Genomic DNA, 24,714 nt, shown 5'->3' with positions numbered 1-24,714 from the left:
GATCGTGGCGATCATGCCTCTAGACGCGATCGATGCCCTTTGCCGCCAAGATGTCATCAACGGCTGCCGACACCAGAAATTCCGAGAGCTGCTTGGCAGCACCTGCGTCCGTTGAATTGGCACTGATGCCAATGGCGAAGTCAACGTAACTTTGGAGTTCTGGCGGAAACTTTCCGACGAGCATGACCTTGGGAGAGGCAGCAGGAATCGAAGTCACGGGAACGACACCCAACTCGGCTTCCCGACGGCCTACGGCTGGCGCTGTCTGCCCTCCTGTCACGGCGACCAACTTGGACTTCACCTCTTCCGCTATTCCCAAGCGTTCCAGCAAACCGGAGAAGTAGCCACCGCTGGTACCTTCACTGGCGTAGGCGATGGATTTGGCGCTCTTCAACGCCTGTTTGAATGCTTCCACGGACTCGATGCCGGGTGGTCGACTGCCTGCATTGGCCGCCACCCCCATTGCTATCCGGCCGAACGCTATCTGGCTCCCCGCCTCGACCTTTCCCGACGCCGTCAGATCGTCAACCAGGTTTGGATTGGTGATGACGACGTCAAAAGGCTCCCCAGCTTCAATCTGCTTCTTTACGGTCGGATTTAGCTCCCGCTTGACCGCAACTGTGAAACCTGTGGCCGTCTCGAACCGGGAGAGGAGAGCAAGGACGGCGGGTCGGACCGCAATAGCACCAAAAAGCCGGATTTCCTGTTTCATGGCCTCACCTGAAATCGGTCGAAACGACCTTGTTGACAATGCGCATTCAGCCTGAATTCCACACAAGCGTCGCTCCCAGTTCACGAGCACAAACCTGTTTGTCTCGCCGTCGGGCGGGCGGCCGGATCGAACCTGATATCCCCGACCATCGACACCAGCACCCAGGACCCTCAGGATCGGAACTTGCTCGACAATGTCTCAGGACCGCTATGGCGCAATCAAGTCGTACATCACGTCGCTAGCGGCGTCTGCTTTCGGGCATCGGACATGTTGGCTCTCCGGCCGACATTTGGGCGCGAAGCTGCCGCCTCGCGGATACGCCAAGATGTCCGCTTACGGGATTTTGCTAGCATGCAGGCCACCTCCGATATGCGGGCGCAGGACAGGCGCGGCCATCGAGGTCGCTGCACCTGTGAACAGAATCCAGCATTGTTGGTCAATGTGCGAGAGGGACATTGCTTGCACTACCGTCCTGAAGCGCCAGGACGCGCCTCCGAGGTTGGACGATGATGTATGTTCTGTGCAGCAGCCGCCGCCTCACCTCACCTGCCCGGCCGTGCGAGCGAGCGGGCGATGTCGATGATGTCGTCGCGGGCGGCCGTCGGGTCCTCCTCACATGAGGAGTATGGCGTCAACGGCTATCAAGGCGGCATCTTGATCTCCTCGTCTCGAATCCAAGTCTGAGCCCCATACTTTACCGGCCCGGCCTGCGAGCCTGTACAACCTCACATACGGTCGCCGCTCTGAGCGGCTGCACCACGATCCCGCTTGCGGCGGGCAAGGGCTCAGGAGAACGGGACCAACCTTATTCCCGGCTGTTGAAGCCATGAGGACCCACGGTCCGTTCGCCTGGATCCGTCAGGGCTGATCGGGCCCTGGGGATTGAAAGAGCTTTGCAGTTGAGCTGTCGTCGGTCAGGCGGATTTCATGACCACCCCCTCGATAACGATGCCGGCGTTCACATATTTCCATAAGGCGACCAACAGCTTGCGGGCGAGCGCCACGATAATCGTCTTTTTGAAGCGTCCGCCATTGCGAGCGACACGCTCCTTAAACCAGCAGGACAGCCTGGAGCCCGGCTGGTAGCGCAGCCACAGCCACGCAAGCTCGACCATCGTCGTTCGCAGCCGTGGATTGCCCGCTTTGGAGACGCCCTGCTCCCGATCGATCGAGCCGCTCTGCCATGGCGACGGCGCTAGCCCGGCGTAGGCGGCAACTTGACGGCGGTTGTCGAAGTGCCGGAACAGGCCTTCAGAGTGAAGGACTGCCGCAAACTCCGAACCAATTCCCCTGATGCCAAGAAGCAGTGCCGCTGGCGATGCGCTCGTCGCCTGCTCAACGATGAGCGCGTCCCGTTCGGCCTCGACGATAGGGCTCCACGCCGTTTGGTTCTTTCTTGCTCTTGAAGGGAAGCGAACAGCTGGCGACCTAACTCATCGCTAGGAAATCAGCGCTTTGAAGCCGTTCTCTCAGCGCCGCTATAGAAATCGAGGATGTGGCCGCTCGCCGCTCTTCCGGTTTTATTGATCACGCCCGGAATACTGTCGGGAGTGTTGGACTGCCGAGAAATCAAATGAACACATAGAAGGCAATGGCACGCGGTTCTCGCTATGCCATACCAAACCACAAAGGAACTAAAGCCGGTGTGACCTTGGCATTGGCGGGACCGTTGCAGGCAGACGCCGCGACCTTCTCCAAGGTTCGCCCGTCAAACGCCGATCCGCCTTTTCTGACCGCCTCGGCCGAGCAGCATAGGCGGCGCGATGACCCAGCTACGCTCTCATCCCGTCTCCTTCGTAAACTCCAGGAAGCGCTGCGTGATCAGCTGCGCGTCGCGCGCGACGATTGGAATATCGCAATCCGGCCACCACAAAATTCCGGTCCGTCTCCAAACAGTCTTGCGAATCGCATAAGTGTGTGCTTATGTGTTGTCATGATCGAACATGATATTTTCCGCGCTTTGGCGGATTCGACCCGCCGTACGATTTTCGAAAAGCTGGCGAACGGCAGCATGAATGCCAGCACTCTGCGCCAGGGCATGGATATCAGCCAGCCGGCGATGTCCCAGCATCTCGCCGTATTGCGAGCTGCAAGGCTGGTGCGCGAACAAAGGGAGGGCCGCTTCGTGAACTATGAAGTCGATCCGGACGGGCTGGCCCTTATCGCGCAATGGCTGGCGAAATACCGCGCCTACTGGCCGGCTCGCATCGACGCTCTCAAGCTCCTGCTGAAGGATATGGATCAATGAACGACGTGAAGGCCGAGGCGCAGGCGAAGGTGCAGGAAAGCGGTTTCGAGCAGAGATACGAACTGGACGCGTCGCCGGAGAAGGTCTGGCGGGCGATTAGCATCGCGGAATTCCGGGAGAAGTGGCTGCCGCGGGAGGCGCTTGCCGATCCACAGTCGCTCTCCGAAACGCCAGGCAAGGAAATCCGCTACAAATTGCGCGACGATGCCCCGCCCCATCTCGAAAGCACCGTCACTTTCACGATCGGCCCGAATGGATCGGGCGGAACCAGCCTGCGGATCGTCCACGAGCTGACCGGGGCGACCTTCGAGCGGCTGGCGAAAACGGTCGCCAACGGCAACAGCCCGACCCTCATGCTCGCCGCCTGACGCGGGGCAAGCCCTCCCGAAAATCTCGAATGATTGGAGTTCGCCAATGCGCGAAGCAATGCAACTCGTCCCTATGGTCGTCGAACAATCCAGCAGAGGAGAGCGGTCTTTCGACATCTATTCCCGCCTGCTTCGTGAGAGGATCATCTTCCTCAATGGGGAGGTAAACGACACGGTCTCGGCTCTTGTCTGCGCACAATTGCTGTTTCTCGAAGCCGAAAACCCCAGAAGGCCGATCCATCTCTACATCAATTCGCCAGGTGGCGTCGTAACCAGCGGTCTCGCGATGTACGATACGATGCGTTACATTCACGCCCCGGTGCATACGCTGTGCATGGGAACCGCCCGCTCGATGGGCTCGTTCCTGTTGATGTCCGGCCAGCCGGGCGAACGCACTGCGCTTCCCAATGCCAGCATCCATATTCATCAGCCGCTGGGCGGATTCCAAGGACAGGCATCGGACATGCTGATTCATGCCGAGGAAATGCAGAAGACCAAGCATCGCATGACACGGCTCTACGCCGAGCATTGCGGCCGCACCTACGAAGAATTCGAGCAAGCGATGGATCGCGACCGCTTCATGACGGCGGAAGAGGCGTTAGAATGGGGCCTTATCGACCGCATTCTGCAGGTTCGGGCAGTTGCCACCGACCACGTCGGCGCGACGTGAACCGAGCCCGGAGTAATCCGACGCGGCCGCTACTTCGCGAACGCACCTCATGCGCGGGTTTCGATCGAGCCTCTTGCATTCACCGGTCTTGATGGGAATGAAACCGTCGTCGGGATGCTCAGCGTCAGATAACCGTTATCGATATTTCCGCTCAGTTCGCCTTGCAGTCCGCCGCCGAGTGAGATCGTCTTGCTGGCGAACTGCTCTCCGGAATTCGTGCCATAGAAATAGGCTACCAATCCTACCGCGATCGCTGCTCCCGCGGTTCACCAAGCGCCTGCGAGAACCTTTGCGGTGTCCGAGGTGAGCGTGATAACCTCGGAATAGCCATACATGCTTTCCTTGATCTGGCAAACGACGCCGCTGGCCTGTTTTGCGCATTCGGCCTGCTGCTTCTGCACCTCCGGATCGTTAGCATGTTGTTTAAGCTTATTGAGCGACTGCACATCCTCAGGCGCATTTTTCCATCAGCCGCCAAATTGGCAAAGGCTTTAGAAAGCGCATCTACGATATTCTTGTCTACATTGATCGCGGCCGTTTTATCCAAAGGAAATTCTACGAATGACGAATTAACACGCAAGTATTCCGGAGCTCCATAAGGCAGCTCTCAAAAAAAACGGCGTTTCAACTGTTTCTTATTGGCTTTAGCCTCGATCCGATAGAGTTCACCAATCCGCTTCACGCGCTAGGAAGTTTGCCTATATCCCGCGTAGCAATCATATCTGTCGACGTCCAACATAAATCCATACCTGTCGAAAATCTTCCTATTACTATTTTTGTCTATCTTGTACGATTCATACATCAATGGATCCTGATCTGGAACGGATAATACTCGTCTAAAAAACTCGAGATCGCTGAATTCTACATCGAGTGTATTCTTCAAAACTTGGCCATGCTTCTCATACAGCTCCAGAACAAGCGAAACTTGCATAAGTTCATCCTTTTTGTTGTTCGTCTAGGCTTTGGAGGTTTTGTTTCCACCCGGTCACCGGATCATATTCACCGAGATGCTTCTTTCCCGATTTATCGAATTTCTCAAGTTTGCCGTGCTGGCAGTCCCATTCGTAAATGTTTCCCTTGCTGTCGTACCACCGCGCTCTGCCGCCAACTGGCTTTCCCTTTTGCAAATCCGGAATTCCTGGTGTTCTGGACCGGGTGTAGCATTGCGGCCCGCAACCGGTGAGCATTGAAGCGATCTAGCGTGCCTACAAAGACCGCGGTATCAATTTCTGGACGATAGAGCCTTCCCAAGTGGCGGCAAAGGCATGCGCCTCGAAAAGTAGTCGCCTCGATTACAGTATGGCAAGCTCTTGACGGGATTCGACCTCGCGACTCCGTTACTAATATTCCCATTTGTCTGGAATTGTCTCGCCAAACAACAACTTGCCCGGCTGGAATGACTGATTTGGGCGATGGCCGACAGTCCGGTGCTAGGAAACCCGAAACAAAAGCGAACACCGACGTTCTTGTCGCCAAGGTCTGAGATTGCGCCAAAGCGGACATGGCTTGAACCACTAAGCGCAGCAATTCCTGTCCACTGAAGTGCCGCAGAATCGCTTTTCGGTGGACGCTTGCTCGGCCAGCCAGCGATCGCGAGGTTTGCAGCTCGCGGGACGTGGCGTCAACGCTACGTGGAGAGCCCCATCTTCCTTGACTGGATCGTTCGCACAGAACAACTGCATCGGACGGATACCGTCGCTGACTTCGAAGGTCAGCTTGGCTGAGCCATCGAGAAGGACGTGTTCGGACACCTTGCGAACTATGGCGGAGAACTTCCCGGCGGTCATATGGGTTCGTTCTCCCTCCTCTATGTCCCACAACTGCACAAAGATTTCCGACCAAGCCTCTGGATTCGCCCCGCAATCGAGGGCAGAGAACTGTCCGGCCTTGACCTCGGTGACGTGATACCCGGCCTTGATGTCCTTTCCATCGTACGAGAAAACCAAGGGCAACTCCGGGGCCGAGCCAGTATGCGAGAGGAGTTCTCCTAAGGTGATGTCCGATGTCGTCGAAACCGACTTGATGATCGTGTCCATTTGCGCTACTCCTCCGATTCAATGTTTAAAGGAATATTGAATTATGGAAGAACGTCAAGCCCTCATGTCTTTTGCGGCGTTGTCGCAGGAAACCCGGTTGGCCGTCGTGCGCACCTTGGTCGTCGCTGGCCCCGACGGGATGGCGGCAGGCGCGATCGCCGAGAAGATGGGTGTCTCTCCATCGAACATCTCGTTCCATCTCAAGGAACTGGAGCGCGCTGGCCTGATCGCGCAGAGGAGAGAATCTCGCTCCATCGTCTATAGCGCCGACTACGAAGCGCTATCGGGGCTGGTCACGTTCCTGATGCACGAATGCTGCGCGGGACATCCGCGGGTTCTTGGGCAGGCAGAGGCCGAGGCTGCTTGCTGCTCTGGCGAGACGCGGGAAGAGAACAAGCATGCATGACGCAAGAAACGCGATTTCGTTCGCCACGATCTCCGCGCTCGGCCTGACACAGATCATCGGCTACGGAACGCTCTACTATTCGTTCTCGATCCTCGCACCTGGGATGGCGAGCGACCTCGGCATCCCTCTCGAACAGGTCTTTGGCATCTTCTCGGCCTCGCTTTTTGTCGGCGGGCTATCCGCTCCGATGATCGGCAAGCGGATGGACAGGATCGGGGCGGCAACGGTACTGACGGTCGGGTCGCTACTCTCTGCGTTTACGCTCGTCCTGTGCGCATGGTCGCCATCGGTTGCCGTCTTCGCGCTGGCCGTCGTCCTTCTCGAGGTTTCTTCGGGAATGGTCCAATACCAGGCCGCATTTGCCGCGCTGGTGGAAAGCAATCCGAAGACTGCGTCTCGGAGCATCACCTACCTGACGCTGATCGGCGGGTTTGCGTCGACGATCTTCTGGCCGATCTCGGCAGTCCTGATCAAGTACCTGTCCTGGCGGGAAATCTACGTGGTTTTCGCCGTGCTCAACCTCCTCCTGTGCATGCCAGTGCATGTCTGGATGATGCAGAGGAGCAAAGCGGCGATCGCGGGGGGCATTCACCGCGAGCCAGTGCGCGTCGTCGGCGCGATCCCGCCGGAAGCGCGGCCCGTCGCGATGCTTGTCCTCTCGTCCGCCTTCGCCATGCTGGGCTTCACGCTGTCATCCATGCTTGCCCATATGGTCCCGATGCTCAGCAAGCTGGGGCTCGGTACGGCTGCCGTCGCCATCAGCTCGCTGTTCGGGCCAGCCCAGGTCCTGAGCCGCTTGATCAACATGGTCTTCGGAGCGAGATTGTCCCCACCCTTCCTTGCGGTCATTTCCGCCGCGCTCATGGTTATCGGCATTATTGTCCTCGCCGTGAGCGGAAGCTGGCTGCCGGGGGCAGTCGCCTTTGCCGTCTGCCTCGGTCTCGGCTCGGGTATCAACTCGATCGCACAGGGCAGCTTGCCCCTCTATTTGTTCGGAAGCGACGGCTATGGCGCGATTACTGGCAAGATTGCATCGGCGCGGCTGGCGATGAGCGCGGCAGCTCCGTTCGTCTTCGCGATGGCCATGGAGCAGCTCGGCATCGGGCCGTCCTTGTTTGCCACCGCGGCACTTGGCACGCTTGGGATGGCCGCATTCGCGAGCGTCGCGGTGGCCACGAGACGGGGACGCGTAGCCATCGCTTGAGTTCACTTCGATTTCCGCTGTACCCGCTCCTCGAGCTTCGCCGCATCTTCGTCCCGCTCGCAACAGCGGTCGGTCCGCTACTCGCACACGTCGACCACGCGATCATCGAAGATGCCGCTCCTGCAAGGCGGTGAAGGTCTCAGACAATGCGCTTTCCCTCCTCGTCGAGGACCTGCTCGCCGTCGTCCTTGAAGAAGGCTCCCTTGAATGCATCCGGCAGGATGTCGAGCACGACCTCGGAGGGCCTGGCAAGCCGTTTGCCGAGCGGCGTGACGACGAACGGACGGTTGATGAGGATCGGGTCCTTCAGCATGGCGTTGAGCAATTGGTCGTCCGTCAGCTTTGGATCGTCGAGGCCCAGCTCCGCGTAAAGCGTGCCCTTCTCGCGGATGACCTGTCGGACGGTCAATCCGGCGTCGGAGATGATCCTTGCCAGTTCCTCGCGTGACGGCGGGGACTGGAGATACTCGATCACAGTCGGTTCGATCCCGGCTGCACGCATCATCTCCAGCGTGTTGCGGGAAGTGCCGCAGGCCGGGTTGTGATAGATGGTGACGTCCATTGTCATGTCCTTTCGGTAACTGTGTTCCTGGAGACGGCGGGTGCTGCCTCGTACCAGCCCTTGGTGCGATTCACGGCCCAGACGACCGTGAGCATCACGGGGACCTCGATGAGCACGCCGACGACGGTCGCAAGCGCCGCGCCGGACTGGAAGCCGAACAGGCTGATGGCGGCGGCGACCGCAAGTTCGAAGAAGTTGCTGGCCCCGATCAGTGCCGAAGGCCCGGCGACGCAATGGCGCTCGCCTGACATCCGGTTGAGGAGATAAGCCAGCCCAGAGTTGAAATAGACCTGGATGAGGATGGGAACGGCCAGCAGCGCAATGAGCGTCGGCTGCGCGATGATCTGCTCGCCCTGGAAACCGAACAGGAGGACGAGCGTCGCGAGCAGAGCGACAAGCGAAAGCGGCTGCAGTTTCGCCAGCATCACGTCGAGCACCGTCATCGTGCCGTCGGCGGTCAGTCGTCCTCTCAGGACCTGCGCGATGATGACGGGGACGACGATATAGAGGACGACCGACAGAACGAGCGTGTCCCAGGGTACGGTGATAGCCGACAGTCCGAGCAGTAGCCCGACGATCGGGGCGAAGGCGACGACCATGATCGCATCGTTGAGCGCCACCTGGGAGAGTGTGAACAGCGGCTCGCCGCGCGTCAGGTTGCTCCAGACGAAAACCATCGCAGTACAGGGCGCTGCCGCGAGGATGATCAGCCCAGCGATATAGAAGTCGATCTGGTCGGCCGGCAGATAAGGACGGAACAGCCAGCCCACGAACAGCCATCCGAGCAGTGCCATGGAGAACGGTTTGATGGCCCAGTTGATGAACAGGGTCACGCCGATGCCACGCCAATACGTGCTCACCTGCGCCAGCGAGCGGAAGTCGATCTTGACGAGCATCGGGATGATCATCAGCCAGATCAGGATGGCGACGGGCAGGTTCACCTTCGCGACCTCCGCCGCGCCGATGACCTGAAAAACACCGGGCATAAGATGGCCGAGGGCGACGCCGACGACGATGCAGAGAAAGACCCAAATGGTCAGGTAGCGTTCGAACGTGGACATCTTACTTGGCCTTTGCAGACTTCACGGAAGCGCCTTCGAGCGAACCGATCTGGCGGACGTGCTGCTCGAGCGCTAGGCGGTCGATGGAGGCCAGAGGTAGATTGATGAAGGCCGTGATGCGGTTCTTGAGGAAGCGGGCAGCCTGCGCGAAGGCGCGCTGGATTTCGATTTCGGTGCCCACAACGGCCGCTGGGTCTTCGACGCCCCAATGCGCCGTCATCGGATGGCCAATCCATACCGGGCAAGCCTCGCCGTGAGCGCTATCGCAAACGGTGAAGATGAAATCCATCTCGGGTGCGCCCGGTTGGGCGAAGACGTCCCAGCTCTTGGACGAAAAGCCAGTCGTTGGATAGCCGAGCGCTTCCAATTCCTTCAACGCGAGAGGATTGACTTCGCCCTTTGGCTGGCTGCCTGCGGAGAAGGCCCTGAAGCGTCCGCAGCCCTCCTTGTTGAGGATGGATTCGGCGAGAATAGAACGAGCGGAGTTGCCCGTGCACAGGAAGAGCACGTTATAGGTCTTGTCGGTCATGGCTGTTGTCCGTGGTTAGGTCGGAGGTCTGTTGAGTTTCATGATCGTGGCCGATGCCGGGCAGATGCCCGAAAGCTGACGGGTTGCGAGAACGGCGGGAGGCACATCGGCGCGCTCGACCACAACGAAGCCAAGGTTTTCGAAAAACGGAGCGGCCGTCGTCGTCGCCAGGAACACTGCCGAGCTTTCGCCCAAGGTTTTCAGGATTTCCTCGGTTAGTGCTCTCCCGAACGACCTGCCACGGTATTCGGGAAGGATGACCATCGACCTGAGGAGGACCGCGTTGCCGCAGGTCTCGATGCCCGCGTAACCAACCGTGAAGCCATCGGGTGAAACAGCCCTGAAGAACCGGCGTTCGGCATCCTCGAGGTCTTCGGTCGGAAGAGCGGAAGCCGACAGCGCCTGCTTCAATCCGGCATCGCTTCCCGGGACTGGCTCCAGCCTGATGTCGCTCATGACATCTTCACCTCGGGAGTACAGCAAGGTGTGAGTTCGGCGATCAGCGGCGCACAGAGTTCCGTTGAGCCGCCGCAGCAGTCTTTCAGCAGGAAGAGGGTAAGGTCTCGCAGTCCCCGGAGATCAGCCCGGTAGATGATCGAACGGCTTTGCCGCTCGCTTGCTACGAGGCCTGCACGTGACAGGGTCGCGAGGTGAGCAGACATGGTATTCTGCGGCACGTCGAGGAGACGGGCCAGCTCGCCGGCAGGGACACCATCGGGTTCGTGGCGGACTAGAAGCCGGAATGTCTCAAGCCTGGTGGATTGGGCGAGTGCGGCAAGCGCCGCGATTGCTGTATTAATATCCATATATCCAGACTAATGGATATAATATTTGTGTCAACAGGCGGCCAATCCTGCAACGTCCGTTTTTGGCGCAACCAAGGCCTATACTTGTCGCCGGTAGTGTCCGTTTTCGGAAAGTTTCAAGGCTAATAGCTGCGACCGAGATGAGGGCGCAAAGCGGGCATTTGCGCCAACATCGCCGGGCGGTAGTTTGGGGCCGATATCGATCGTGGCACTATATCGAAAGGCGCCTTCGAGATGCCAACTCTTGTCGCGTAGGCTTCAGTTGGCGAGTAGAACCGTCATTTGGAAGTTGAATCGCGCGCTTGCCCGAGTGACCGTCATCAGCATTGCAAACATCAAAGCACGTTAACAAAACTCGGCGTTGGGCCTTCCAAAATGGCTAAACCGGCGGCTTTGGCATCCGCAATGTCACGCGGCAACCCGACTCCAGATTCTCACGAGTGATCGTCCCTCCGAGTTGCTGGACTAGGAGCGATACTATCCGAGCACCCACGCCTTCTGGCGCGCCAGCATGCATGCCTACGCCGTTATCAGTTACAGACAGGACAACTTCCTCGCCGGCCCTCAGCGTAACCTGGATAAGGCCGGCTTGCCCCTCAGGGAATGCATACTTGAGGCTATTGGTCACAAGCTCGTTGACGACGATCGCAATCGGTACGGCCTGTTCGCTGGAATAAACAGTTCATCCGCATCGGCCTTGATGGCAACCGGGCTCGTTCCGCTGATCGACGCGGTGAGATGCTGGCAGATTTCCGTCAAGTATGTCCTTGCATCCACAACCTTCCGGTCCGCAAGTATCGTGAGATGGTCATACACTTGCGCCATGACCTGAATGCGCTCACCCATCTCGGTGAGCGCTTCGGAAGCACTCACCCCAGGATGCTTTGCCTGAAGCCGCATTATTGCCGATAACATCGCCAGGTTGTTCTTGGTGCGATGGGCAAGCTCCATGAGGAGGACCGTTTTGGCTTTCTCCGCCCGCACGACTTTTTCCATCTCCGTCCGCAGTGCTTCGGCCACAAGCCCAATGACAGCGGCCGTCACTGCGAACAACGAAATAGGCAGGATATAGCCCGGAAACGGTACGGTTGGTCTAAGTGACACGTATGCGAACGCGGCACCTAGCGCAGTTGCATACAGTGACGAACCGCGATCGAACATAATACCTGTCAGAAAAATACCGGGCAATAGAAAGAAGAAACCAATAAAGCCAGTCTGTGTGTACAGACTAATATGCACGCCAATGCAGAGTGCCATTACCCCAGTTGTTGTCGAGTGCCTTACCCATGCAGCCTGCGGTTTTTCGGGGAGGAAATAGAGTAATCGTTCCATCTTATTATTGCCCTAACAAGTATTTCTTTGGGGCGGTGCTTCGCGGAGCAGGAGGAAGGACGAGAGTAGCCGTCTCGGTACCTTGTTTGCAAGCCGACTCGCGCTTCTGTAAGTGTCCGTGTGTGGAAGTTCAGGTTGCACTCCTCCAGGCGCCGTTAACGGGGACGGCTGACAAGGGGCGAAGTTCCGGGGGCCTTGACCCGCAGAACTAATGCGGCTCTGTCGGCGAACTGCGATATGGAAGGCAACACAACGGAAGCGCCAGCCCCTTTTGGCGTGCACATACCTCCTGGCCAATCCACTGGATGTCCGTTTTCGGGGCTCAGGCAGATCCTATGACCGAGATGGGGGTGCAAAGCGGAGAGCATTTCCGCTGTCGACCCCAGGCTGACTTCTGCGTGGCACAGGAAACGGGTGGCGACTGGCGATTGGGCGCAATAGCCATCTCCTGCATCATAACCAGGAGATTAAAATGGAACTGGCAAACAAAACAGTGATCGTCACGGGAGCCAGCAGCGAAATTGGAGCCGCCGCCCCACGGTTATTCGCATCTGAGGGTGCAAACGTCGTTCTGGCCGCACGACGGCCTGATGAGCTCCGATCAGTCGCCGAGGACATCATCAGAGGCGGCGGCAGCGCCAGCGTCGTGCAGCCACCTCGCGATCCCTTCGCACCAAAAGTGGGGAAGGCGTTGTGAAAATGATGTCCCCACTTGCATGCCGGACGCCCGGCATCTAAATTGGTTAAATGCATGACCATTCGTCCCGGCCGTCTTCGCCGCCTCATATCCCAATGGATGCCCTGAGCGAAGTCCTACAGGACTTTCGCCTGAGTGGAGTGAGCTATGGCCGCTGCGAGCTCCGACATCCGTGGAGCATCGCCTTTCCGCAACAACAGCTGCTTCGTTTTCACTTTGTCAGTCAGGGTCCATGCTGGATCCATACCGAAGCCCAAGGATGGCAGGAGTTGCACGAGGGCGATCTGGCGCTGCTGCCGCAAGGCGTCGCACATCGGTTGGCCAGCGCGCCGAATGTTGAGGGCGACTCGCTCAAGGGATGCCAAGTGACAAAGCTGGGGAGCAACGTCTGCGAAGTGGTGCGTGAAGGAACAGGCGCGACCAGCACCCTGTTCTGCGGTTCCATGGCTTTGGGCGCCTATGCTCTTAGCCCCTTGATCGCGTTGATGCCACCGATCATCAAAGGCTGCGATGTGGCCGGTAATGACCCGATCGTTGGTCCCCTGCTGGCGGCTATGACCGCGGAGGCTGCACAGCCCCAGATGGGCAGCGCAACCGTCTTGACGCGAATGGCGGACCTGCTCACAGCGCGGCTCATCCGCTGCTGGGTCAATTGCAGCGGAACCTCGACCACTGGGTGGCTCGCTGCCATCCGCGACCCCCACATCGGCCGCGTTCTGGTAGCCATGCACCGAGATCCCGGCCATAACTGGACCGTGGAAAGCCTTGCCGGCGTGGCAGGCCAATCGCGCTCGATCTTCGCCGAGCGCTTCAGCGCTGTTCTGGGGGAAGGCGCGGCACACTATCTCGCTCGTCTGCGAATGCAGCTTGCTCGCGAGTTGTTAGGACAAAGCGGCATGTCGGTTGCCGAGGTTGCTTCCCGTTTAGGCTATGAGTCCGAGGCTTCCTTCGCTCGCGCGTTCAAGCGCATCACCAACATCTCACCAGGCATTGTGCGCCGCACCATTTCCGGACGAACGGACATGGATTTCGGATTTTAGGACACATATCATCCCAAATGATTCGACTATGAAGTTCTCCGAACCAGGAGAAATTTTCATGACGGACACAACATCACAGTTTGAAGGCGCAGTGATCGACCTTGATGGCGCCGAGCCAGCCGCGTGGAGCGCGGTTACCTGGTTCGCGGTCCTTTCGATGGCGGCAACCAGCTTTGCTCTGGTGTCGGCCGAGTTCCTGCCAGCAGGCCTTTTGACTCCAATGGCGCGAGATCTCGGCATCAGCGAAGGTACAGCCGGACAGGTCGTCACCGCCACCGCTTCGGTCGGCGCCGTGACGGCCTTGTTGAGCAATGTTCTGATCGGCAGATTGAACCGCAAGACGGTGCTGGTCAGTCTCAGTGCCTTGGCGATCGGCTCCAATATTCTTGCAGCGCTAGCGACCGATTTCTGGCTCTTGTTGTTGGGTCGAGCCGGGTTGGGCATTGCTCTCAGCGCTTTCTGGGCGCTTTCAGTCGCCGTCGTGGCGAGGCTGGTTGGTGCGAATGCAACAGGGCGGGGTATGGCGGTCGTCACCCTGGGCGTCTCGCTCGCCACCATAGCTGCACCCTCGATGGGCGCTCTGATCAGCGATTGGCTGGGCTGGCGCACCGCCATGGCCATAACAGCGGCACTTGCCGCACTTGCCATGCTGCTGCAACTGCTCAGCCTGCCGACGCTGCCTGCAAGCACAAGCAATAGTCTCGGCGATGTCTTCCGGCTGACACGGCGGCGCTCCATTCAGGTGGGAATGCTTGCTATTCTTTTGCTGATGACCGGGCATTTTGCCGGGTCAGTCTATGTGCGTCCCTTCCTCGAACAGGTGGCGCTCCTGACAACCGGGCCGATTGCCCTGGCGCTGCTCGGTTTTGGCATCGCTGCGGTGATCGGAAACATTGCCGGTGGTCGAATGGCCGACGCCAATATCCATGTGGCCCTCGCGGTCACCAGTGCGCTGATGGCGTTTGCGGCGTTCGCTTTGGTGCTTTGGGGCGCGCATATCGGCATTGCCTTCGGCTTTGTTGCGCTTTGGGGCTTCGCCTTTGGCATGGCGCCGGTCGTGCTGCCCACCAATCTGTCCCGCGGCGCCCCCGACGCGCTGGAGGCCGCGGGCAGTCTGATGGTCGTCGCTTTCCAGGTCGCCATCAGTATCGGTGCGGTTTTCGGCGGCTATGTCGTGGACACCTATGGGGCAGCGGGACCTCTAATCCTTACCGCCGCCCTTGCCGCATCGACACTCGTCCTGGCGCTGCTGCAGCCCCGCGGCTGATCCTGCTTCAGGCGGAGCAGCCAAACGCCGTGGCCAAGCCGCGAGGGCCGAAGGTAGGGCGAGATCTCGGCCGCGTCTGCGACGCGGTCGACGAGGTCATATCGACGATCGTTCCTCCATCTGACGAACTATCATCGCCGCAGCGACATCACGCTTCGCGAAGGCGAACTGTCTTTTCGTCGCGTATCTCAGAGGACGTAGTGGTCTGCGCGTAAAGCTAAAAACTTAGCTATTGGGCAAAGTCTCTGGCCATTCCTGCGAGCCATGAAGGACGCGAAGAACACGAACTGCTGTTTCGGTAACGGCATATGCCGCGATATAAGGCGTTCCGTTGATCACCAGCTCGCGTGTCCCAGCAATTCTTCCAACGCGACCGCTTGCGGGAAAGTCGATCAAGCGGCGAGTGGCCGCCATGATCCGTTCGTCGATCATGACAGCGGCTGAAGGATTATCTGCCTCGATGTAAGTGAATATGGCGTCGCGATCCGATAGCGCGAATGCAGACCATGTAAGCTTCACGATTTGCGTGCACCCGCTTTGAGGCGCGCTTTCGATCGGCGCTCCGCGAAGTGTGCCTCGACTTCGTCATCCGATACGTCTGATCGAGTGTCGTTCAGCGCTTCGAGCACCTTCGTGCGAAACCAGGCGTCGTGAGCCTCGCTGCCCGAAAAAAGTTCAAGTGGCAGCGCACCCTCATTAGCCGTCCGGGTCAGTAAGATGCGAACCGCGTCCGATACCGTTAGGCCCATGCTCTCAAGGACGGCGGAAGCACGATCCCGAACTTCAGCATCGATACGTGTTTGGACAAGTGCGTTTGCAGCCATAGCTATCTCCACATTCAATATGACAGTAATGCATTTGAATGACAAAATCCATAGCGAGCTTCAGGGATTAGAACCGACAACCCTGCTTTTCAGTGGATGGCCTCAAGTCAATATCACGCGTCAGACGCGGTTGTTATGCACCCTTGTGGCAGCGCGATCCCGTTCGGTGTGACATTCGGACACTAGCCTCCGGTATAGGCAGCCCCTAATGTCTGATTCGTCACCTACTAGGTGCCCCGATCGAAGGAGAGGACCTCTTAATGAGCAGAATTCCGTTCGTGATCGTTTCAACACTTGCTGTTGCCAACCTCAGTGTCTGCAGAACGATTGGCAAAGGCAAGGGGAAGGCCCCGCCGCCGGTAACTGCAATCTACAAATAGGCACACCCTCGGAATTTGGAGAAGGTCGGGATTGGGTCTCCTCCGCTCTAGTGTCGCCAGGACTCGGCTCTGCCTGTTAGTTTCCGGTGCAACACCATGGCGGTATAGCTCCCCATTCACCTTCGGCTCTTGGATGGAGCGTAATCATGGCACTTGGACGAAGCGGTCACCTGTTGGTTGTCCTGTTGGCATTTTCGTTACTCTCATGCCAGACGGAAGATAAAAGTCCCCAACCGAATGTCACAACCGACAGCCGCGGCCTATCGATCACAGACCCGGCTCGGACAAAAGCCTACAGCCACTTCATCGAGTTTCGATCGCGCTATGCGCTGACTTATGGGCATACCTACGTCGTTTTCGGGCGTGTAGACTCGAATGGAAATGCGATCGATCCCGAGGTTGCAGGCCTCGCCCCGGAATCGCCAGATGCTGCTCCCTATCTCCTAGGTCATGTCATACCGGTTCCGGCTACGACCGGTGAGACCGACGGTGATTTAGAAGAGCAGTACAGGTCCGCAAGCTGGCGCGTGATGCTCTCGGACGAAGAATACAACGATGTCGTTGCCTTCATCCGCAAACAGCAAGCGAATTCCCATTTCTGGCAAGCGTCGGTCGATAATTGCAACAACTGGGTGGGTGAGATCGCGCGCCATATGGGCTACAAGACGCCGAACATCTGGCTGAGGCCACAGCAGTTCATTACAGAGCTTCGCCAGATGAACACCGGTTCAATGGCTGCGACACGGCTTGAGACGGCGGATCGCGGAGGCAGGTCTTGATCGCGAGGGTTCGTGATCGAAATCGTTTGGCGTCGAGTTGCCTGTCGGTGAGGTTTCGCGTCGATGGGCATATGGCGTGGGCACAGGCATGCGTGGCAACGAGCGAGCGCTGCTCAACGCCGCCACATCCCAGAAACCTCGTTCCTTCAGATGCGAAACATCGATCATGATTCCAAGAGCGTTGCAGGTCCTGACCAGGTTCTTCCCCAGATCGGTTAGTCCTGGACCTGTATCTGGCGACCTTGGATAGGCGAACGGAACGCCATAGCCGAAGATATTCGGTCGGCTCCAGACAGGGCCAAGGGATCGAAGACCTGCTTCGTGCAGCGTGTGGAGATAGTTCAGTTCCGGATCGACCGCTTCGGCCCTTCCATGTGAAGCACGACCGCAATGGCATTTTCCGTTCGGGCGATCTCGATATCGTTGACGCTCATCGCAAAACGCATTTGACCGCTAGAACGCCCGATCAATGCTTTCATCGCCGAAAGTTGTCCGTCAATCGGTCGTCGGGCATAATCCGGATCGACTGTTCCCGTATAAGTGACTTCGTATCCATCACTGGTGATGGTCAGGTCGTTCTCTGGCTGACGCTCAGGACGGGCATGCAGCGCAAACAACCCACCAGCCAAACTTCCTTCAAGCGCCCGAGGCAGATCGAGGTGCCCAGTTTCCGACCGGACCAAGAAGTCTCGGCCAGCGGGCTTGTAATCCACCAAGGATTGGACCGCATCATTGTGCCCATCGAAGACATCGAACTTCTTCATGAATCTTTGATCCCGCCTCACAACTATCGTCTATCTGCGTGGGATGACGAATTCATCACAGGCATTGGCACCATCAGACCGTGCGTGAGATTTGGCGGGGATCGAAGGCATCCGCGACCTCAGTTCCTATGTTCTCTTCGAGCTTCGATCATCTTCGCGCCGATAAGGAAACGGCGGCGATAGCGCTTCGCCTTATCTCCCGCAAAAACAGCGTTTAGACCGACCGAGAAGGCACGAACAAGCACTTCGTCCATGGAGTAATTTCTGACATGGTAAGGCAAAGGTGAAAGTGATCGTCGCGAGATATATTCACGCGAACATCCCGATATCCAATCGTCTCACCTGTGGCCTGGACGAAATAACCGCCAGGACCCTCAACCACACCTCTACCGGAGACAGCATAGCAGTCCCGGTCGCCGCAACATTCCGCTATTCGGCAGCAAATGCCACCACCCGTTAAATGCATCCATTGGTGGAGTTTTGCGCAAGGCAGCAGATGCTCGTCAGGGTCGTTTCGACAGGACCACCGCTCCTCATAAGCAACTGCCACCAGGCGACAGGAGTGAGAAGTCCACAGCACCCACTCATGCGCCGAGTTAGGCTTTACCCCCCCAGCGGCTGCCTGCTTCAGGCAAATCTGGCGTCACTTCAGGCTCAGAGGTCGCTTTCCGATATCCGATCCCAGCGGTGTTGAGGTCATAGACCTCCAACGGAACGCCCGCAGTGTCTATGGCCAATATCCCTACGAGTTCGGGGGGCGCATTGCGCAGGTAGTTCTCTGCGCGATCCAGAGCAACAATAAGTTCGTCCCGGATCATTGCGGCAGTCCAATCAGAAGGTAGGCCACGAACCGTCGTGTAGTCCTCATTCGTGACGGATAAGGCTTTATGCCGAATCTCATCGATTATACGCAATGGCGAGAAGTAAGGAGGTTTGCCTGCCGCGGCCATAATTATTGGCCCTAGCGGGCACATGTGGTTTTCGATCATCAGCAGATCGACGTAATCCCGAGCCTTCGTCCGCGTGGAGGCAGCGATCACCTTGTTCACCGCAAGATCAGCAGGGTGTAGACGGGCTCCCCATTCATCATCCCTGACAAGTGGAAAGAAGCGTGTCCGGGTCTCGCTCATCCATTGGACAAGGGTGCGTTCCCCGCCGCGCATTACACTTGCTTCAACGCAGCCGTAGATGTTGACTTCGATCGAGACTTTGAAACCGTCAGCCTCCAATTTCGCGATATCAGTATCCGCAGAGACCCCAATTTCCTCGTCGCTATCATGAAAGATGTCAATGTCATCGGACATCCGTGGCCAATCCATATTTAAGGCCAGGCCGCCAGCAATGTAGCTGGTGTCAGATCTGTTCCCCGCGATGGAGGCCATGATTTCTTTTTGGATCTGTGTCAGTGCCATCACCGCCCATCTCCTAGCTGGACGACCATTTTTCGTCCCATTGCATAAGCTCGCGCATCACCGCGCTCCATAAGGGCATTGGCGACAACTCGCGCCTTCTGCGGAAGATCGTTCAGCTTTTCGATGTCGATGTTATCGAAAACTCTCAGCCCGTACCTCTCGGTAGCAATCCTGATAAATTCCACAAGACGACTCTTTTCAGCCCGATGCGCAGAGCGCAATTCTGCCGCGACACTCACGATCTCATCTCTGCGTGCTTTGGGAACGAGAACCTCCACCCTCACGAGATCGGATGCTCCTCCAGTCTCTCGGTACTTCTTGATGCGTTCTTTTGCAGACATGGTGACAGCTCCTACATGGGGCCAATATAGGCGTATCCCGGATACTCATCAAGTATCTATATTCGTGACGAAAAGCACAAGTTTTTAGTCTAAGTTCTCCAGGCTGAATTCGATCAAAACATAACCCCCTCCGATCGCGCAGTATGTCAATCGCCACGCGCATCGGGGCCATTCAATTCTGGCCTTGGGAAGAACCATAGTCGACGATCGTCAATGGGAACCGTCCGGCATGCTGCCTTCCCAAGGCGAAAACAAGGTGGCGATACCGACCGCCTGCATTGCAGAGTGGCGGTTGTAGAAGCCGTCTCCCTCCATTGCGGAGACGTGATCCCGAACCGGTTTGTTGGGCATGGCGTTGCCTCGCATAGCTTGGCCGCATGCTATCAGGCTACCGGCAGCTGACGACGAATGTCTCCGTTGGACCAAAGACCTGCCATTGGTGGCATTTGCTGCCGAATTCCGCAACATTCCAGTGGGCAAAACCACCCGGTTGGAGTCATATGGGCATTTGCCGTCGTGGCTACGAACAGGCAACTGGCAAGACTGTATCGGACAAGACGATTTGGAAGATTTCCGCCGAGGGACGTGGTGGGACCGTTCATATCGATGCCCTCCGCTTAAGCCCACTTCGCTGGATAGGTAGCGGCCATTATGAGGCGCGTACGGACCCAGCCAGATCGACGTTAGTTTTACTCCATGTAGCCTTCTTGCGCACAGCCTATTTCCGGCATTGGGTAAAGGACGCTTTTGCTACCTAATGCCGGTTCCGATCCGCCATCTCATCGACCTCCCACATTGCAATCGACCAGCCGACAGCGCGATTGTCGTCGTCGGGCCCGAGAAGGAGAAGGATTCCTTCGTCGATCGGGGTCATGTCCGAATCGCTTTGCCGCTCGCGACGCGGATGAGGAAAGGATCCTCAGCATTCTCCGGGGAGACCAGTGCGGGCGATGTATCCGCCTCGAACACGTAAGCGAGCCTTCCGTCTCCGGCCACGGTTTCGTCTGGCTCTGTCGGTCCCCGCAGGCCGAAGTAGAAATGTCTATAGTATGCAGCCACGCCCTCGATGTCGAAGCCGCCCTCATCGAGACATTTCCAGACCGATTCCTTCAGGTCGTCACTAAGTATCTTTGTGAGATCGAACCCATCTTCGATGTCCTTCAATTTTCCGTTGGGTTTGCGAAGTGGCAGCCCAGTCGCAGGATCGTACGCGAACCTGACCAATCGGTGACTGCCATTGTTTTCCTCGCAGGGGTCACGTTTGTCCGCGTGGGAACCCGTGACATAGTAGAAGCTGCCGTCGGCCGCGACCGCTTCCGCATCCATCTCGGTATCGTCGGGACCTAGGTCGATTGATTTCTTTCCAACCTTGTATTCTCCCTCGTCGATCGCGATGGTTCGGGCTTCGGCTCCCTCATCGAAGGCCACAAGGCAGATGTGCTTATCGTTAACAATGACGGGACATGCGACACCGCTCAACGATCGACGTGTCTTTTTATCCATGTCGAAGTCGCCGACTGTCGGTAGAGGACCGACAATGACCTTGATTTCAGCACGAGAAGATGTCGCGGCAGCCATATTGCGCCTAGTACAGTGATAAACAGGAGCGCTGCGGACTCTCGCGTAAAACGTGGCACCGCTATTACGATATTGCGCACTGGTGGAATTTGGAATGCCTCGAAGTGACTATCCAGAACGATCATCTTTCGATCGGCAGGACCACTCTCCAACCTCTGTTCGCCCATCTCTGTCTCAGCGTTGCCACCAGCTCGACGTCGGTTGGCAAACGTGGTCTGGCTCCGCTAGGGCCTCAAATCCAGGAGCGCCTGACCGCTGCCATCCATCGCGAACGGGACAGACGCATGCTGATGCGCCACCAGCCACTGCCCATTCCTTTTAACGAGACCTAGGGTCTGGCGAAACCAGAGGTCGACCACCGTACCGTCGGTCTTCGTGCCCGTCATATTTACGAGGCCGCTCCAAAAGGCCACGTCCGCGCCGATCGTAAGCTTGGCATCATGGACATCGCCGCCGATCGGGCTATCCCAGGTGTCGAACCACGCTTGGAGACCAGCCTTATCCTTGCCGTGGTAAACGAGCGGAGGCGCAAGTGAGAATTCGACGGAATCCTCAGCATCGTAGGACAGTGCATCCTCGGCGTTCTTCTCTCGGATTGCGGTCGCACGCATCATCAGCATGGCGACAATTGCTTCTTCGTCGATTCTGTGGGCTTTTTTATCGGTCATTCCGGATCCTCCTTTTTCTCACCAAGGACGAATACGGGTCCGGCGATCCGACGTCCGCATTGAAGATTTTGGGGTCCTGTGCGTGCGCCTTGGCGCGTGAGCCAGCTACCCGATCTACACGTCTCAATCTTTACGCTCGCCCGGATACGCCAGCCTGATCTGCGACCGAATGGTGTCGAGGACTCCCATGATAGACACGGTTTCGTCAGGCGACATGAGATTGGACTCTTTGCCTTCCCTCACAAGCCGCTCCATTTCGAACGCCTGGAATTGCATGCCGCGCGAGGGCACTCCGACCTCGAACTCCTCGATGATCGTGCCTGCATGATCGATCACCTTGAACGAAGTAGGCGTGTACCAGGTTGAAGCGATCTCGATGCGACCTTGGGACCCGTAGACGTAGGCGAGGTTTGGACCCGCAAGATCGAGCGCAGAGACGGTGGTCGAAATCGTGCCGCCCTCGTGCCGCATGAGCGTGGCGACCTCGGCATCGACGCCCGTCTCCTTGAAACGCGCGGTGGCGGAAACCGACGTCGGCGCTCCCAGAATGTCGATCACGAACGAGATCGGATAGATTCCGAGGTCCAGAAGCGCACCCCCGCCGAGTTCGAGCGCGTTGAGGCGGTGCTTGGGATCGGTGGGCAAGAACTGGAGGTGTTCGGCCGAAACTGATCGTAGCTCTCCGATTGTCCCTGCATCGATGATCTCGTGGATGCGCTTCATGTGCGGCAGAAAACGGGTCCACATTGCCTCGAGCACGACCAGCTTTTTCGTGCGTGCCTTTTCGACAATCTCACGGGCTTCCTTTGCGTTCAGCGTGAACGGCTTTTCGACAAGCACGTGTTTGCCGGCGTCGAGGGCGAGCAGCGCGGTCTCGACGTGCTGCGGGTGCGGTGTTGCCACGTAGATGATGTCGACGTCCGGATCGGCGACCAGATCCTCGTAACTCCCGTGGGCATTTGGGATCTGGAAGCGCTTGGCGAATGCGGCTGCCTTCTCACTCGATCTTGAGCCGACCGCCGTGACAGTCAGTCCGGCCGCTTGGAGATCGGTCACGAAGAGCTCTGCAATCCACCCAGTCGCAAGAATACCCCACCGCAAAGGCATGTTCATAAAGCTTCTCCTCGCTATCTCGTGCGGCATAGGACAGAAGAAAACATCTGATGGTCAAGCCCGAATTCGGTCAGTGATGGTGTGTGTCCCAATGCCGGGCTCTCCTATGCAAGCAGGGAGTCCAGGTGCTCGATCCGGTCCGCATGATGCTCTCAGAGGTTCACCCGCGCTGCTACTCCACCGTGGGCTTCCGAAACGCGCTAGGGCCTGAACTCATAAAAACGCAGCCATAGTCGGATGGAGGCGACCGGGGTCCGCTCGCCACTGGTTGCATCTCCTGATAAGATCGGCATCACACTTCAGCTTGAGCCCCGATCCGGAGGCTCGCATGCCCTGCAGCAACGCGCTCGCTCCATTCGTCATCGCCGCTGTCGTGGCCTGCACCGACCTTTCTGATGAAGACGGGATATGAGCAAGTTCGTTCCGTTGTCGCAGAGCTTGCCGGAGATCATGTGGCAGCACGGCGGATCGAATTGGTTCTTCCGGAGACCGGCGTCTGCTCCGCGCCCCTTACTATCGAGGCTTCGCCCGGCTGCTGTGGCGGTCCGGCCCCGGCTGCTGTAGATGCTTGCTGCGTCGCCGACGCAGGCATTGGGTCTCGGAGCTGCGGGACTACTCGTGGCGTCGTTATTCGGTCCGGCTCAGGTGGCGAGCCGATTGATCAATCTCGTGTTCGGCAAGGAGTTGTCGCAGAAATGGCTTGCCGTGATCGCGACTGTTCTCCTGCCGATAGGCTTGATCATTCTTCTGATGACCACGTCCTGGGGACCGGGAGCGGTTGTGTTTCCTCGCAATCGTGTTTGTGACTTCGGCTGGCTCGCGTCGCATCGCGGCGTCGTCGAGTTTTGGCCACTAAAGCAAACGCCGTAGTTCACCTCGTTGATTGGCAGAGATTGCGCGTTAGCAATTGGCCCGCTGCGGTCGGCTACGCGAAAGCGCCATAGCAGCCGGGGTGGCACGGCTTCCTGGGCACGGTTTCAGGCATCTGTCAGATAGCTGTGGCATGTAGCCTTGTTTCAGAACGCACTTGACGCAGTTATTACTGGATGGATCAACGATTGCCGAGAGTTGAATATGCGGCTGCTGATTTTGCCGCGACCGCGCCAATCAAGCTTGTCGTATGGGATATGGACGACATGTTCTGGAACGGAACCTTATCCGAAGGCAGCGTCACGCTCGTCGACCGGAACATCGAAATCGTGAAAACCTTGGCCGATCGCGGCATTCTATCGTCGATCTCCTCGAAGAACGACTTCGAGCCCGTCAGGCAGGTTCTCGCAGCCGCCGGAATCTGGGACTATTTCATCTTCCCGCATATTTCGTGGAACCCCAAGGGCGGGTCGATCGCCAGCATCCTCGAGCGAGCCAATCTGCGGCCGGAGAACGTGCTATTCATCGACGACAATTCCGTCAACATCGAGGAGGTTCGCTTTCGCTTCCCGACGATGATGGTGGCCTATCCCTGGGACGTTCTGCCGGTGCTGCTGGAGTTGAAGCAGACGGTCGGCAAGGATGACCGAGCCCATTCCCGGCTGAAGCAATACAAGCAGTTGGAAAAGAAGATTTCCGACCAAAGTCAAACATCGCTGAGCAACGAGGACTTCCTTCGTCAATGCGACATCAAGGTCAGATTCGAGTTCGATGTCGATCAGCATGCCGACCGGATCATCGAACTCATAAACCGCTCAAACCAGTTGAATTTCACCAAGGTTCGTATCGAGACGAGCGAAGCTGTCGCGGAGTTCAAGCGGAAATTGCGACGGCATGATATCTTCTCGGCGGCCATCTTCGCGCGCGACCGATACGGCAATCACGGCCTCGTCGGCTTCTATATGCAGCGCAAGACAGAGCGCGTTAACAAGCTCCTGCACTATGTCTGGTCGTGTCGGATGATGAATGCCGGATTGGAGCAATATG

31 protein-coding genes and 3 pseudogenes are annotated in these 24,714 nt (G+C 57.8%); 13 read left to right on the top strand and 21 right to left on the bottom strand.

The annotated features are described in order from the left end of the window. Positions 1 to 19: 19 nt before the first annotated feature. Positions 20 to 712, bottom strand: a complete 693-nt coding sequence (locus tag EV286_RS31190) for a substrate-binding domain-containing protein (protein WP_132961120.1) — start codon at positions 710 to 712, stop codon at positions 20 to 22. A gap of 914 nt (positions 713 to 1,626) precedes the next feature. Then, positions 1,627 to 2,079, bottom strand: a pseudogene (locus EV286_RS31185) (transposase); the annotation flags it as partial. 566 nt (positions 2,080 to 2,645) lie between these two features. Here EV286_RS31185 and EV286_RS31180 point away from each other — a divergent pair. The 3 genes from EV286_RS31180 to EV286_RS31170 are packed head-to-tail and all read left to right on the top strand — an operon-like array spanning position 2,646 to position 3,998. After that, positions 2,646 to 2,960, top strand: coding sequence for a metalloregulator ArsR/SmtB family transcription factor (locus tag EV286_RS31180; RefSeq protein WP_088702569.1), 315 nt, complete (start codon positions 2,646 to 2,648; stop codon positions 2,958 to 2,960). After that, positions 2,957 to 3,328, top strand: coding sequence for a hypothetical protein (locus tag EV286_RS31175; RefSeq protein WP_132961119.1), 372 nt, complete (start codon positions 2,957 to 2,959; stop codon positions 3,326 to 3,328). Before EV286_RS31180 ends, EV286_RS31175 begins: the two co-directional genes overlap by 4 nt. Positions 3,329 to 3,374: 46 nt before the next feature. Then, positions 3,375 to 3,998, top strand: a complete 624-nt coding sequence (locus tag EV286_RS31170) for an ATP-dependent Clp protease proteolytic subunit (RefSeq protein ID WP_132961118.1) — start codon at positions 3,375 to 3,377, stop codon at positions 3,996 to 3,998. 266 nt (positions 3,999 to 4,264) lie between these two features. Here EV286_RS31170 and EV286_RS32220 read toward each other — a convergent pair whose 3' ends face one another. The 3 genes from EV286_RS32220 to EV286_RS31155 all read right to left on the bottom strand — a co-directional run bounded on the left by EV286_RS32220 (position 4,265) and on the right by EV286_RS31155 (position 6,034). Next, positions 4,265 to 4,444 carry a hypothetical protein gene (locus tag EV286_RS32220; RefSeq protein WP_165933012.1) on the bottom strand — a complete coding sequence of 60 codons (180 nt, stop codon included), beginning with the start codon at positions 4,442 to 4,444 and terminating at the stop codon, positions 4,265 to 4,267. Positions 4,445 to 4,933: 489 nt separating this feature from the next. After that, positions 4,934 to 5,125: a colicin E3/pyocin S6 family cytotoxin gene (locus EV286_RS31160; protein ID WP_245500897.1), complete on the bottom strand. Its 192-nt coding sequence runs from the start codon at positions 5,123 to 5,125 to the stop codon at positions 4,934 to 4,936. A gap of 387 nt (positions 5,126 to 5,512) precedes the next feature. After that, positions 5,513 to 6,034 (bottom strand): DUF6428 family protein, encoded by a 522-nt coding sequence (locus tag EV286_RS31155; RefSeq protein ID WP_132961116.1) that lies wholly within the window; start codon positions 6,032 to 6,034, stop codon positions 5,513 to 5,515. Positions 6,035 to 6,077: 43 nt separating this feature from the next. Here EV286_RS31155 and EV286_RS31150 point away from each other — a divergent pair, with 43 nt between their 5' ends. After that, entirely contained in the window at positions 6,078 to 6,440 is a 363-nt protein-coding gene (locus tag EV286_RS31150) for a metalloregulator ArsR/SmtB family transcription factor (RefSeq protein ID WP_132961115.1), read from the top strand. Next, on the top strand, positions 6,433 to 7,644 hold the full coding sequence (gene arsK, locus EV286_RS31145) for an arsenite efflux MFS transporter ArsK (RefSeq protein WP_132961114.1): 1,212 nt from the start codon (positions 6,433 to 6,435) through the stop codon (positions 7,642 to 7,644). Before EV286_RS31150 ends, arsK begins: the two co-directional genes overlap by 8 nt. A gap of 139 nt (positions 7,645 to 7,783) precedes the next feature. Here arsK and arsC read toward each other — a convergent pair whose 3' ends face one another. The 6 genes from arsC to EV286_RS31110 all read right to left on the bottom strand — a co-directional run bounded on the left by arsC (position 7,784) and on the right by EV286_RS31110 (position 11,934). Continuing rightward, positions 7,784 to 8,206, bottom strand: coding sequence for an arsenate reductase (glutaredoxin) (arsC, locus tag EV286_RS31140; RefSeq protein ID WP_132961113.1), 423 nt, complete (start codon positions 8,204 to 8,206; stop codon positions 7,784 to 7,786). A 2-nt stretch (positions 8,207 to 8,208) separates the two neighbouring features. Then, the gene (gene arsB / locus EV286_RS31135) at positions 8,209 to 9,267 is read right to left on the bottom strand and encodes an ACR3 family arsenite efflux transporter (RefSeq protein WP_132961112.1); all 1,059 of its coding nucleotides are present in this window, start codon (positions 9,265 to 9,267) and stop codon (positions 8,209 to 8,211) included. A 1-nt stretch (position 9,268) separates the two neighbouring features. Next, entirely contained in the window at positions 9,269 to 9,796 is a 528-nt protein-coding gene (locus tag EV286_RS31130; protein ID WP_132961111.1) for an arsenate reductase ArsC, read from the bottom strand. A 15-nt stretch (positions 9,797 to 9,811) separates the two neighbouring features. Continuing rightward, entirely contained in the window at positions 9,812 to 10,252 is a 441-nt protein-coding gene (arsN2, locus tag EV286_RS31125; RefSeq protein ID WP_132961110.1) for an arsenic resistance N-acetyltransferase ArsN2, read from the bottom strand. After that, complete coding sequence (locus EV286_RS31120; protein WP_132961109.1) at positions 10,249 to 10,602, bottom strand: metalloregulator ArsR/SmtB family transcription factor; 354 nt, start codon at positions 10,600 to 10,602, stop codon at positions 10,249 to 10,251. The genes arsN2 and EV286_RS31120 overlap by 4 nt, the downstream gene beginning before the upstream one ends. 624 nt (positions 10,603 to 11,226) lie before the next feature. Next, complete coding sequence (locus EV286_RS31110) at positions 11,227 to 11,934, bottom strand: sensor histidine kinase (protein ID WP_132961108.1); 708 nt, start codon at positions 11,932 to 11,934, stop codon at positions 11,227 to 11,229. A gap of 472 nt (positions 11,935 to 12,406) precedes the next feature. Here EV286_RS31110 and EV286_RS31105 point away from each other — a divergent pair, with 472 nt between their 5' ends. From EV286_RS31105 to EV286_RS31095, 3 genes are read left to right on the top strand one after another with little or no spacing between them, the layout of a single operon-like run. Continuing rightward, complete coding sequence (locus tag EV286_RS31105) at positions 12,407 to 12,631, top strand: SDR family NAD(P)-dependent oxidoreductase (protein WP_132961107.1); 225 nt, start codon at positions 12,407 to 12,409, stop codon at positions 12,629 to 12,631. 50 nt (positions 12,632 to 12,681) lie between these two features. Next, positions 12,682 to 13,671: an AraC family transcriptional regulator gene (locus EV286_RS31100; protein WP_132961106.1), complete on the top strand. Its 990-nt coding sequence runs from the start codon at positions 12,682 to 12,684 to the stop codon at positions 13,669 to 13,671. A gap of 58 nt (positions 13,672 to 13,729) precedes the next feature. Beyond that, the gene (locus tag EV286_RS31095) at positions 13,730 to 14,938 is read left to right on the top strand and encodes an MFS transporter (RefSeq protein ID WP_132961105.1); all 1,209 of its coding nucleotides are present in this window, start codon (positions 13,730 to 13,732) and stop codon (positions 14,936 to 14,938) included. A 225-nt stretch (positions 14,939 to 15,163) separates the two neighbouring features. On the opposite strand, the gene EV286_RS31090 is transcribed toward EV286_RS31095, so the two are convergent. Both EV286_RS31090 and EV286_RS31085 read right to left on the bottom strand, forming a co-directional pair. Continuing rightward, entirely contained in the window at positions 15,164 to 15,457 is a 294-nt protein-coding gene (locus tag EV286_RS31090) for a type II toxin-antitoxin system RelE/ParE family toxin (protein ID WP_132961104.1), read from the bottom strand. After that, the gene (locus EV286_RS31085; protein ID WP_132961103.1) at positions 15,454 to 15,762 is read right to left on the bottom strand and encodes a type II toxin-antitoxin system RelB/DinJ family antitoxin; all 309 of its coding nucleotides are present in this window, start codon (positions 15,760 to 15,762) and stop codon (positions 15,454 to 15,456) included. The genes EV286_RS31090 and EV286_RS31085 overlap by 4 nt, the downstream gene beginning before the upstream one ends. Before the next feature lie 260 nt (positions 15,763 to 16,022). Between EV286_RS31085 and EV286_RS32680 the strand changes: the two genes are divergently transcribed. Together EV286_RS32680 and EV286_RS31075 are read left to right on the top strand one after the other, a co-directional pair. After that, positions 16,023 to 16,142, top strand: coding sequence for an ABC transporter (locus EV286_RS32680; protein WP_132961102.1), 120 nt, complete (start codon positions 16,023 to 16,025; stop codon positions 16,140 to 16,142). Between the two features lie 146 nt (positions 16,143 to 16,288). Further along, positions 16,289 to 16,921 (top strand): hypothetical protein, encoded by a 633-nt coding sequence (locus EV286_RS31075; protein ID WP_132961101.1) that lies wholly within the window; start codon positions 16,289 to 16,291, stop codon positions 16,919 to 16,921. Here the strand turns inward: EV286_RS31075 and EV286_RS31070 are convergent. From EV286_RS31070 to EV286_RS31045, 8 genes and pseudogenes are all read right to left on the bottom strand, one after another. Next, positions 16,871 to 17,685 (bottom strand): annotated as a pseudogene (locus tag EV286_RS31070) (membrane dipeptidase). The gene EV286_RS31075 and the pseudogene EV286_RS31070 sit on opposite strands and share 51 nt — an antisense overlap. 119 nt (positions 17,686 to 17,804) lie before the next feature. Next, entirely contained in the window at positions 17,805 to 17,939 is a 135-nt protein-coding gene (locus tag EV286_RS32835) for a hypothetical protein (protein ID WP_281041151.1), read from the bottom strand. Between the two features lie 342 nt (positions 17,940 to 18,281). Next, complete coding sequence (locus EV286_RS31065) at positions 18,282 to 19,097, bottom strand: nucleotidyl transferase AbiEii/AbiGii toxin family protein (protein WP_132961100.1); 816 nt, start codon at positions 19,095 to 19,097, stop codon at positions 18,282 to 18,284. Further along, a complete protein-coding gene (locus EV286_RS31060; RefSeq protein ID WP_132961099.1) occupies positions 19,097 to 19,438 on the bottom strand; it encodes a hypothetical protein in 342 nt (113 codons plus the stop codon). Before EV286_RS31060 ends, EV286_RS31065 begins: the two co-directional genes overlap by 1 nt. A gap of 210 nt (positions 19,439 to 19,648) precedes the next feature. Then, positions 19,649 to 19,789, bottom strand: a complete 141-nt coding sequence (locus EV286_RS32215; RefSeq protein ID WP_165933007.1) for a hypothetical protein — start codon at positions 19,787 to 19,789, stop codon at positions 19,649 to 19,651. 519 nt (positions 19,790 to 20,308) lie between these two features. Next, complete coding sequence (locus tag EV286_RS31055; RefSeq protein WP_132961098.1) at positions 20,309 to 21,016, bottom strand: DUF3616 domain-containing protein; 708 nt, start codon at positions 21,014 to 21,016, stop codon at positions 20,309 to 20,311. A 224-nt stretch (positions 21,017 to 21,240) separates the two neighbouring features. Next, positions 21,241 to 21,684 (bottom strand): nuclear transport factor 2 family protein, encoded by a 444-nt coding sequence (locus EV286_RS31050; RefSeq protein WP_132961097.1) that lies wholly within the window; start codon positions 21,682 to 21,684, stop codon positions 21,241 to 21,243. Between the two features lie 123 nt (positions 21,685 to 21,807). Then, positions 21,808 to 22,797 (bottom strand): Gfo/Idh/MocA family oxidoreductase, encoded by a 990-nt coding sequence (locus EV286_RS31045; RefSeq protein WP_132961096.1) that lies wholly within the window; start codon positions 22,795 to 22,797, stop codon positions 21,808 to 21,810. Between the two features lie 380 nt (positions 22,798 to 23,177). On the opposite strand from EV286_RS31045, the pseudogene EV286_RS32675 reads away from it, so the two are divergent. The 3 genes and pseudogenes from EV286_RS32675 to EV286_RS31030 all read left to right on the top strand — a co-directional run. Further along, a pseudogene (locus tag EV286_RS32675) lies at positions 23,178 to 23,384 on the top strand (flavoprotein); the annotation flags it as partial. Between the two features lie 70 nt (positions 23,385 to 23,454). Next, the gene (locus EV286_RS31035; protein ID WP_132961095.1) at positions 23,455 to 23,667 is read left to right on the top strand and encodes a hypothetical protein; all 213 of its coding nucleotides are present in this window, start codon (positions 23,455 to 23,457) and stop codon (positions 23,665 to 23,667) included. A gap of 188 nt (positions 23,668 to 23,855) precedes the next feature. Further along, positions 23,856 to 24,714, top strand: an 859-nt coding sequence (locus tag EV286_RS31030) for an HAD-IIIC family phosphatase (protein ID WP_165933006.1), incomplete at its 3' end; no start/stop codon positions are given.

It is taken from the genome of Rhizobium sp. BK251, assembly GCF_004345245.1.
Lineage (GTDB): Bacteria > Pseudomonadota > Alphaproteobacteria > Rhizobiales > Rhizobiaceae > Rhizobium.
The sequence above is the reverse complement of the archived record's forward strand: the minus strand, read 5'-3'. Positions and strand labels throughout refer to the sequence as shown.

Bases quoted from the DNA above. Each gene is read 5' to 3' on its own strand.
- EV286_RS31075 (WP_132961101.1), top strand. From the start codon at position 16,289: ATGGCACTTGGACGAAGCGGTCACCTGTTGGTTGTCCTGTTGGCATTT.
- EV286_RS32215 (WP_165933007.1), bottom strand. From the start codon at position 19,789: ATGCCCAACAAACCGGTTCGGGATCACGTCTCCGCAATGGAGGGAGAC.
- EV286_RS31065 (WP_132961100.1), bottom strand. From the start codon at position 19,097: ATGGCACTGACACAGATCCAAAAAGAAATCATGGCCTCCATCGCGGGG.
- EV286_RS31095 (WP_132961105.1), top strand. From the start codon at position 13,730: ATGACGGACACAACATCACAGTTTGAAGGCGCAGTGATCGACCTTGAT.
- EV286_RS31190 (WP_132961120.1), bottom strand. From the start codon at position 712: ATGAAACAGGAAATCCGGCTTTTTGGTGCTATTGCGGTCCGACCCGCC.
- EV286_RS31085 (WP_132961103.1), bottom strand. From the start codon at position 15,762: ATGGCTGCAAACGCACTTGTCCAAACACGTATCGATGCTGAAGTTCGG.
- EV286_RS32680 (WP_132961102.1), top strand. From the start codon at position 16,023: ATGAGCAGAATTCCGTTCGTGATCGTTTCAACACTTGCTGTTGCCAAC.
- EV286_RS31155 (WP_132961116.1), bottom strand. From the start codon at position 6,034: ATGGACACGATCATCAAGTCGGTTTCGACGACATCGGACATCACCTTA.
- arsN2 (WP_132961110.1), bottom strand. From the start codon at position 10,252: ATGAGCGACATCAGGCTGGAGCCAGTCCCGGGAAGCGATGCCGGATTG.
- EV286_RS32835 (WP_281041151.1), bottom strand. From the start codon at position 17,939: ATGGACGAAGTGCTTGTTCGTGCCTTCTCGGTCGGTCTAAACGCTGTT.
- EV286_RS31170 (WP_132961118.1), top strand. From the start codon at position 3,375: ATGCGCGAAGCAATGCAACTCGTCCCTATGGTCGTCGAACAATCCAGC.
- EV286_RS31060 (WP_132961099.1), bottom strand. From the start codon at position 19,438: ATGTCTGCAAAAGAACGCATCAAGAAGTACCGAGAGACTGGAGGAGCA.
- EV286_RS31150 (WP_132961115.1), top strand. From the start codon at position 6,078: ATGGAAGAACGTCAAGCCCTCATGTCTTTTGCGGCGTTGTCGCAGGAA.
- EV286_RS31120 (WP_132961109.1), bottom strand. From the start codon at position 10,602: ATGGATATTAATACAGCAATCGCGGCGCTTGCCGCACTCGCCCAATCC.
- arsK (WP_132961114.1), top strand. From the start codon at position 6,433: ATGCATGACGCAAGAAACGCGATTTCGTTCGCCACGATCTCCGCGCTC.
- EV286_RS31110 (WP_132961108.1), bottom strand. From the start codon at position 11,934: ATGGAACGATTACTCTATTTCCTCCCCGAAAAACCGCAGGCTGCATGG.
- EV286_RS31180 (WP_088702569.1), top strand. From the start codon at position 2,646: ATGATCGAACATGATATTTTCCGCGCTTTGGCGGATTCGACCCGCCGT.
- EV286_RS31055 (WP_132961098.1), bottom strand. From the start codon at position 21,016: ATGGCTGCCGCGACATCTTCTCGTGCTGAAATCAAGGTCATTGTCGGT.
- EV286_RS31100 (WP_132961106.1), top strand. From the start codon at position 12,682: ATGCATGACCATTCGTCCCGGCCGTCTTCGCCGCCTCATATCCCAATG.
- EV286_RS31050 (WP_132961097.1), bottom strand. From the start codon at position 21,684: ATGACCGATAAAAAAGCCCACAGAATCGACGAAGAAGCAATTGTCGCC.
- EV286_RS31130 (WP_132961111.1), bottom strand. From the start codon at position 9,796: ATGACCGACAAGACCTATAACGTGCTCTTCCTGTGCACGGGCAACTCC.
- arsB (WP_132961112.1), bottom strand. From the start codon at position 9,267: ATGTCCACGTTCGAACGCTACCTGACCATTTGGGTCTTTCTCTGCATC.
- EV286_RS31045 (WP_132961096.1), bottom strand. From the start codon at position 22,797: ATGAACATGCCTTTGCGGTGGGGTATTCTTGCGACTGGGTGGATTGCA.
- EV286_RS31175 (WP_132961119.1), top strand. From the start codon at position 2,957: ATGAACGACGTGAAGGCCGAGGCGCAGGCGAAGGTGCAGGAAAGCGGT.
- arsC (WP_132961113.1), bottom strand. From the start codon at position 8,206: ATGGACGTCACCATCTATCACAACCCGGCCTGCGGCACTTCCCGCAAC.
- EV286_RS31105 (WP_132961107.1), top strand. From the start codon at position 12,407: ATGGAACTGGCAAACAAAACAGTGATCGTCACGGGAGCCAGCAGCGAA.